Raw genomic sequence first — 6,282 nt, 5'->3', positions numbered from 1 at the left:
CTCTACTGGTATCACTACTCGCACAACGGCAAGCGCATCGAAGTCGAAACCGACGACGATTCGATCGGCGGCCACTTCCTGCATCTGCTGCATGGCGTCGAGCCGCCGAAGTCGTGGGTCGAGGCAATGCATGTGTCGCTCAATCTGTATGCCGAACACGAGTTCAACGCGTCGACGTTCACCGGCCGCGTGATCGCGGGCACGGGTTCGGACATTTACTCGGCGATTACCGGCGCAATCGGCGCATTGCGCGGACCGAAACATGGCGGCGCGAATGAAGTGGCGTTCGAAATCCAGTCGCGCTATCAGACGCCGGACGAAGCGGAAGCCGACATCCGCAGGCGCGTCGAGAACAAGGAAGTGGTGATCGGCTTCGGTCATCCGGTCTATACGATCTCGGACCCGCGCAACAAGGTCATCAAGGAAGTCGCGAAGAAGCTGTCGAAAGAAGCGGGCAACAACAAGCTGTTCAATATCGCCGAGCGTCTTGAATCGGTGATGTGGGAAGCCAAGAAGATGTTCCCGAATCTCGACTGGTTCAGCGCTGTGTCTTATCACATGATGGGTGTGCCCACCGCGATGTTCACGCCGCTCTTCGTGATCGCGCGCACTGCGGGCTGGAGCGCGCACATCATCGAACAGCGGATCGACAACAAGATCATTCGTCCGAGCGCGAATTACACGGGACCTGACGATTTGTCGTTCGTGCCGCTCGAAAAACGCGTTTGATGTTGACGGCCTCGGTTCGATAACGAACCGAGGCCGCGCTTTCGCAGCCGCGAGCTACACTAGACCGAAGCGCCTGCTTTAAATACCGGAACGCGCCTGCCCTTAAGGCGCGCTCGCGCACGTCGCCGCCTTGTTTGCGCTTCATTACCGATCGTCCCCAAGCCATGAATACTGCCTACCGCAAACGCCTTCCCGGCACCGAGCTCGATTTCTTCGACGCGCGCGCCGCCGTCGACGCAATCCAGCCCGGCGCCTACGACAAGCTGCCGTACACCTCGCGCGTGCTCGCGGAGAATCTCGTGCGACGCTGCGATCCGGTGACGCTCGTCGCGTCGTTGAAACAGATTATCGAGCGCAAACGCGAGCTGGATTTTCCGTGGTTTCCCGCGCGCGTCGTGTGTCACGACATTCTCGGCCAGACCGCGCTCGTCGATCTCGCCGGTTTGCGCGACGCGATTGCCGCGCAGGGCGGCGACCCGGCGCTCGTCAATCCGGTAGTGCCGACGCAGCTCGTCGTCGATCATTCGCTTGCGGTGGAATGCGGCGGTTTCGATCCCGATGCGTTCGCGAAGAATCGTGCTATCGAAGATCGCCGCAATGAAGACCGCTTCCATTTCATCGACTGGACGAAGCGCGCGTTCAGGAATGTCGACGTGATTCCGCCGGGCAACGGCATCCTGCATCAGATCAACCTCGAACGCATGAGCCCCGTCGTGCAGGTGCAAGACGGCGTGGCGTTTCCCGATACGCTCGTCGGCACCGACTCGCATACGCCGATGGTCGACGCGCTCGGCGTGATCGCCATCGGCGTGGGCGGACTCGAAGCGGAAAGCGTGATGCTGGGCCGCGCGTCGTATATGCGGCTGCCGGATATCGTCGGCGTGGACTTGACGGGCAAGCCCGGCGAAGGCATCACTGCAACCGACGTCGTACTGTCGCTCACCGAGTTCCTCCGCAAAGAGAAAGTGGTCGGCGCGTACCTGGAATTTTTCGGCGAAGGCACGACGAAGCTCACGCTCGGCGACCGCGCGACCATCGCCAACATGGCGCCCGAATTCGGCGCGACGGCCGCGATGTTTTATATCGACGAACAGACCATCAAGTATCTGAAGCTGACGGGCCGCGACGACGAACTCGTGACGCTCGTCGAAACGTATGCGAAGCAAACCGGCTTGTGGGCCGACAGCCTCGAGCATGCCGGGTATGAACGCGTGCTCACATTCGATCTGTCCACGGTCGTGCGCACGCTCGCCGGGCCGTCGAATCCGCATCGGCGCTTGCCGGTCTCGGAGCTGGCCGCGCGCGGCATCAGCGGAAAGGTCGAAAACGAGCCGGGCCTGATGCCGGACGGCGCGGTGATCATCGCGGCCATTACAAGCTGCACGAACACCAACAATCCGCGCAACATGATCGCTGCGGGCCTGCTCGCGCGCAACGCCAACCGGCGCGGATTGACTCGCAAGCCGTGGGCGAAGACATCGCTTGCGCCGGGCTCGAAAGCCGTCACGCTGTATCTGGAAGAAGCCGGCTTGCTGCCCCAACTGGAGCAGCTCGGTTTCGGCGTGGTCGCATATGCGTGCACGTCGTGCAACGGCATGTCGGGCGCGCTCGATCCGGTCATTCAGAAGGAGATCGTGGAGCGCGATCTTTACGCGACTGCCGTGCTGTCGGGCAACCGCAATTTCGACGGACGCATTCATCCCTTTGCGAAGCAGGCGTTTCTCGCGTCGCCGCCGCTGGTGGTCGCGTACGCGATTGCGGGCACGATTCGCTTCGACATCGAAAAAGACGTGCTCGGTGTCGATGCCGAAGGCAATGCGGTGACGTTGAAGGACATCTGGCCGTCGGACGAAGAGATCGACGCTATCGTCGCTTCGAGCGTGAAGCCCGAGCAGTTCCGCAAAGTGTATGAGCCGATGTTCGCGGTTTCCGTCGACACTGGAGATAAAGCCGACCCGCTCTACGACTGGCGCCCGACGAGCACGTATATTCGCCGTCCGCCGTATTGGGAAGGCGCATTGGCAGGCGAGCGCACGTTAAAGGCCATGCGTGCGCTTGCCGTGCTCGGCGATAACATCACGACGGATCACCTGTCGCCATCGAACGCGATTCTGCCGGACAGCGCAGCGGGCGAATACCTCACGAAAATGGGCTTGCCCGAAGAGGATTTCAATTCGTACGCGACGCATCGCGGCGATCACCTGACCGCGCAGCGCGCGACGTTTGCGAACCCGACCTTGAAGAACGAGATGGTCGTGGTGGACGGCAAGGTGAAGGCCGGTTCTCTCGCGCGCATCGAGCCCGAGGGCAAGATCACGCGCATGTGGGAAGCCATCGAAACGTATATGGAGCGCAAGCAGCCGCTCATCGTGATCGCGGGCGCGGATTACGGTCAGGGTTCGTCGCGCGACTGGGCAGCGAAAGGCGTGCGCCTGGCCGGCGCGGAAGCGATCGTTGCCGAAGGTTTCGAGCGCATTCACCGCACGAACCTCGTCGGCATGGGCGTGTTGCCGCTCGAGTTCAAGCCGGGCGTGAACCGCATCACGCTCGCGATTGACGGCAGCGAAACTTTCGACGTGGTCGGCGAACGCAAGCCGCGCGCGGACCTGACGCTGGTGATTCATCGCAGGAGCGGCGAGCGCGTCGAGGTGCCGGTGACGTGCCGGCTCGATACCGCCGAAGAGGTTTCCATCTACGAGGCCGGCGGCGTGTTGCAGCGCTTTGCGCAGGACTTTCTGGAGTCGTCGCGAGCGGCGGCTTGATCACGATTTCGTTTCAGGACACTTTCATGGCGCATCAACCGCAGATCAGGATTCCGGCCACGTACATGCGTGGCGGCACGAGCAAGGGCGTGTTTTTTCGCTTGCAGGATTTGCCCGACGCGGCGCAAATGCCCGGCGCCGCGCGCGACGCGCTGCTGCTGAGCGTGATCGGCAGCCCCGATCCGTATGGCAAGCAGATTGACGGCATGGGCGGCGCGACGTCGAGCACGAGCAAGACCGTGATCGTCGGCAAAAGCAGCAGGCCCGATCATGACGTGGATTACCTGTTCGGCCAGGTGTCGATCGACAAGCCGTTCGTCGACTGGAGCGGCAACTGCGGCAATCTGTCGGCGGCGGTCGGACCGTTCGCGATCAGCGCGGGCCTGGTCGACGCGAGCCGCATTCCGCGCGATGGCGTGGCGACCGTACGCATCTGGCAGGCGAACATCGGCAAGACGATCATTGCGCATGTGCCGATGACGGGCGGCGCGGTGCAGGAAACCGGCGACTTCGAACTCGACGGCGTGACCTTCCCGGCTGCGGAAGTGCAGCTCGAATTCATGGACCCGGCTGCGGAAGAAGACGGCGCGGGCGGCTCGATGTTCCCGACGGGCAATCTCGTCGACGACCTGGAAGTGCCGGGCGTCGGCACGCTGAAGGCGACGATGATCAACGCCGGCATTCCGACCATTTTCGTGAATGCCGAAGCGATCGGCTACAAGGGCACGGAGTTGCAGGACGCCATCAACAGCGATGAAAAAGCGCTGGCCATGTTTGAGACGATTCGCGCTCATGGCGCGCTGCGTATGGGACTCGTTAAGAACTTGGACGAAATCGCGACGCGGCAGCACACGCCGAAAATCGCGTTCGTCGCGCGGCCCGCTGATTACGTGTCGTCGAGCGGCAAGCGGATCAATGCGGGCGATGTCGATTTGCTTGTGCGCGCAATGTCGATGGGCAAACTGCACCACGCGATGATGGGCACGGCGGCGGTGGCAATCGGCACGGCGGCGGCGATTCCGGGCACATTGGTGAACCTGGCGGCCGGCGGCGGCGAGCGCGAAGCCGTGAGGTTCGGGCATCCGTCGGGCACGCTGCGAGTCGGGGCCGAGGCGGCGCTCGCGGGCGGCGAGTGGGTCGTGAAGAAGGCGGTGATGAGCCGCAGCGCGCGCGTGTTGATGGAAGGTTGGGTGAGGGTGCCCGCGGCTGTTTAGCCATGCGACGTATCTCGGATTTGTGCGTCGATGGACGACCGCGGCTGCCAGGCTAGATGAAATAATTCGGGTGACGAAACATCGTCATATTTAGCTTGCCTGGTTGTACTTTCACGGCTCGGTACTCGCTATAATCAACAGCCCGTTGAAGAACAACCGATGACCAGGTTTGACCGCCTGCGATCGTAACCGCATCGTCCACAGCAGGATGCGGGCGACCCACTGATGTCTTAGAGAGATCGCACAATGAGTAAGAACAAGAAGCCGCCGCAAGCCGATTCTCGCCCGCCTGTCGATGCTCTCCAGTACGAAAAGCTCGCGTTGTCGGCTTTCCATTTCTGTGACCGGCAGATGAGCAAACTGGATACGCTGGTTGCACTTGCGTCCACGATATGTAGGAATCCTGCCGTCACGGCCGACGAGCGCCACCGTCAGCAGAGCATGCTCGAATTACTCGTCAGTACTGGCGAGCAGTATCGGCAGGAACTCGCGTGCGACCGCGAATTGTTCCAGGTTATCGGACTGGATGCAAAGGGAGTTGCCCGCAAGCGCATCACGGCGAGCCATGCCGCGCGCCTGCTGCAGGAGGCCGCGAACAGCGCGGCCGCCGCGCAGGCGGAGTCGGCAGACGACGCGTTGGCGGACGACATGGAAGCCGGTTCCGGAGCGGGCGCCACCCAGCACTGAGTGGCTCCGTCCTGGCCTGCGAGACTACTTCGCGCCGTGTTTCGCCTGCCAGCGTTGCATGAAGGCGATCTCTTCGTGCTGCGCCTTGATGATGTTCCTGGCAAGGCGCTTCAGTTCGGGGTCCTTGCCGTACTTGAGCTCGACCTGCGCCATGTCGACCGCGCCCTCGTGGTGCGGGATCATGTGCGCGACGAAGTCCTTGTCGGCGTCGCCGGTGTAGGCCGGCGCGCTCATGTTCTTCATCATCTTGTCGTCGGCGGCCTTGAATGCCGGCGTCGAGTCGCCCGAGCCGGCGTCGGCCGGTGAGGACATATCCATGCCGGGCATGGACGCCGTGTGCTGCGCATGGGCAGGCACGGCGGCAACGGCGCATGCGAGGCCGGCGGATACCAATACGCATAGGACACGAAGCGGGCGAAACGCGCGAAATTTGTTCATAGTCGATTCCCGTTTAAAAGCTCTGTCGAGCGAAACATACATGATCAGTTTTTTATCGACGGATGAAAGCCCGCCGCTTCGATCGCCTCGATCAGTTTCGCGGCCGGCAGCGTCGAAGCGATCTTGACGATTTTTGTGGACACGTCGATGTCAACGGCCGCAGCCGGATCGACACCGGTGAGCGCGCGAGCGATCGAGTTGGCGCAGCCGCCGCACGACATATCTTTTACCGCTAATTCCAGTTCCATTTCGAATCTCCTGAGATAAATCTCAGGGCCATCTTGGACCTTCCCACGGGGGTAAGGTCAAGTCCGTATCCCGGCGTTTTTACTTTATTGCTGACGCCAATGTGCGCGTCCGATTCGGAACGGTCCTACACAGGTTCCCGCGCGGGGCATCGATAATCGACGCAACTCGCAGTAACGCAGCGTTCGCAGCCCGTGCCCGGGCAA

The 6,282-nt window shown here is 62.0% G+C and carries 6 protein-coding genes; 4 read left to right on the top strand and 2 right to left on the bottom strand.

Going from position 1 to position 6,282, the window contains the following annotated elements; genetic code table 11:
- The 4 genes from C8K18_RS20195 to C8K18_RS20180 form a co-directional block, all read left to right on the top strand.
- Positions 1-729 (top strand): citrate/2-methylcitrate synthase (locus C8K18_RS20195; RefSeq protein WP_308810921.1); only part of this gene is annotated, 729 nt, incomplete at its 5' end.
- A 164-nt stretch (positions 730-893) separates the two neighbouring features.
- Positions 894-3,491 carry a Fe/S-dependent 2-methylisocitrate dehydratase AcnD gene (acnD, locus tag C8K18_RS20190; protein ID WP_107709063.1) on the top strand — a complete coding sequence of 866 codons (2,598 nt, stop codon included), beginning with the start codon at positions 894-896 and terminating at the stop codon, positions 3,489-3,491.
- Between the two features lie 26 nt (positions 3,492-3,517).
- The gene (gene prpF / locus C8K18_RS20185; protein WP_107709103.1) at positions 3,518-4,705 is read left to right on the top strand and encodes a 2-methylaconitate cis-trans isomerase PrpF; all 1,188 of its coding nucleotides are present in this window, start codon (positions 3,518-3,520) and stop codon (positions 4,703-4,705) included.
- Between the two features lie 246 nt (positions 4,706-4,951).
- A complete protein-coding gene (locus C8K18_RS20180) occupies positions 4,952-5,392 on the top strand; it encodes a hypothetical protein (protein WP_107709061.1) in 441 nt (146 codons plus the stop codon).
- 24 nt (positions 5,393-5,416) lie between these two features.
- Here the strand turns inward: C8K18_RS20180 and C8K18_RS20175 are convergent, their stop codons facing one another.
- On the bottom strand, positions 5,417-5,830 hold the full coding sequence (locus tag C8K18_RS20175; RefSeq protein ID WP_107709059.1) for a DUF305 domain-containing protein: 414 nt from the start codon (positions 5,828-5,830) through the stop codon (positions 5,417-5,419).
- Between the two features lie 44 nt (positions 5,831-5,874).
- The gene (locus C8K18_RS20170; RefSeq protein ID WP_107709101.1) at positions 5,875-6,072 is read right to left on the bottom strand and encodes a heavy-metal-associated domain-containing protein; all 198 of its coding nucleotides are present in this window, start codon (positions 6,070-6,072) and stop codon (positions 5,875-5,877) included.
- Between the last annotated feature and the right edge of the window lie 210 nt (positions 6,073-6,282).

The sequence above is a fragment of the Paraburkholderia sp. GV068 genome (assembly GCF_003058125.1).
In the GTDB taxonomy this organism is placed as follows: domain Bacteria; phylum Pseudomonadota; class Gammaproteobacteria; order Burkholderiales; family Burkholderiaceae; genus Paraburkholderia; species Paraburkholderia graminis.
The sequence above is the reverse complement of the archived record's forward strand: the minus strand, read 5'-3'. Positions and strand labels throughout refer to the sequence as shown.

Coding starts and splice junctions, on each gene's coding strand:
- prpF (WP_107709103.1), top strand. CDS start 3,518: ATGGCGCATCAACCGCAGATCAGGATTCCGGCCACGTACATGCGTGGC.
- acnD (WP_107709063.1), top strand. CDS start 894: ATGAATACTGCCTACCGCAAACGCCTTCCCGGCACCGAGCTCGATTTC.
- C8K18_RS20175 (WP_107709059.1), bottom strand. CDS start 5,830: ATGAACAAATTTCGCGCGTTTCGCCCGCTTCGTGTCCTATGCGTATTG.
- C8K18_RS20180 (WP_107709061.1), top strand. CDS start 4,952: ATGAGTAAGAACAAGAAGCCGCCGCAAGCCGATTCTCGCCCGCCTGTC.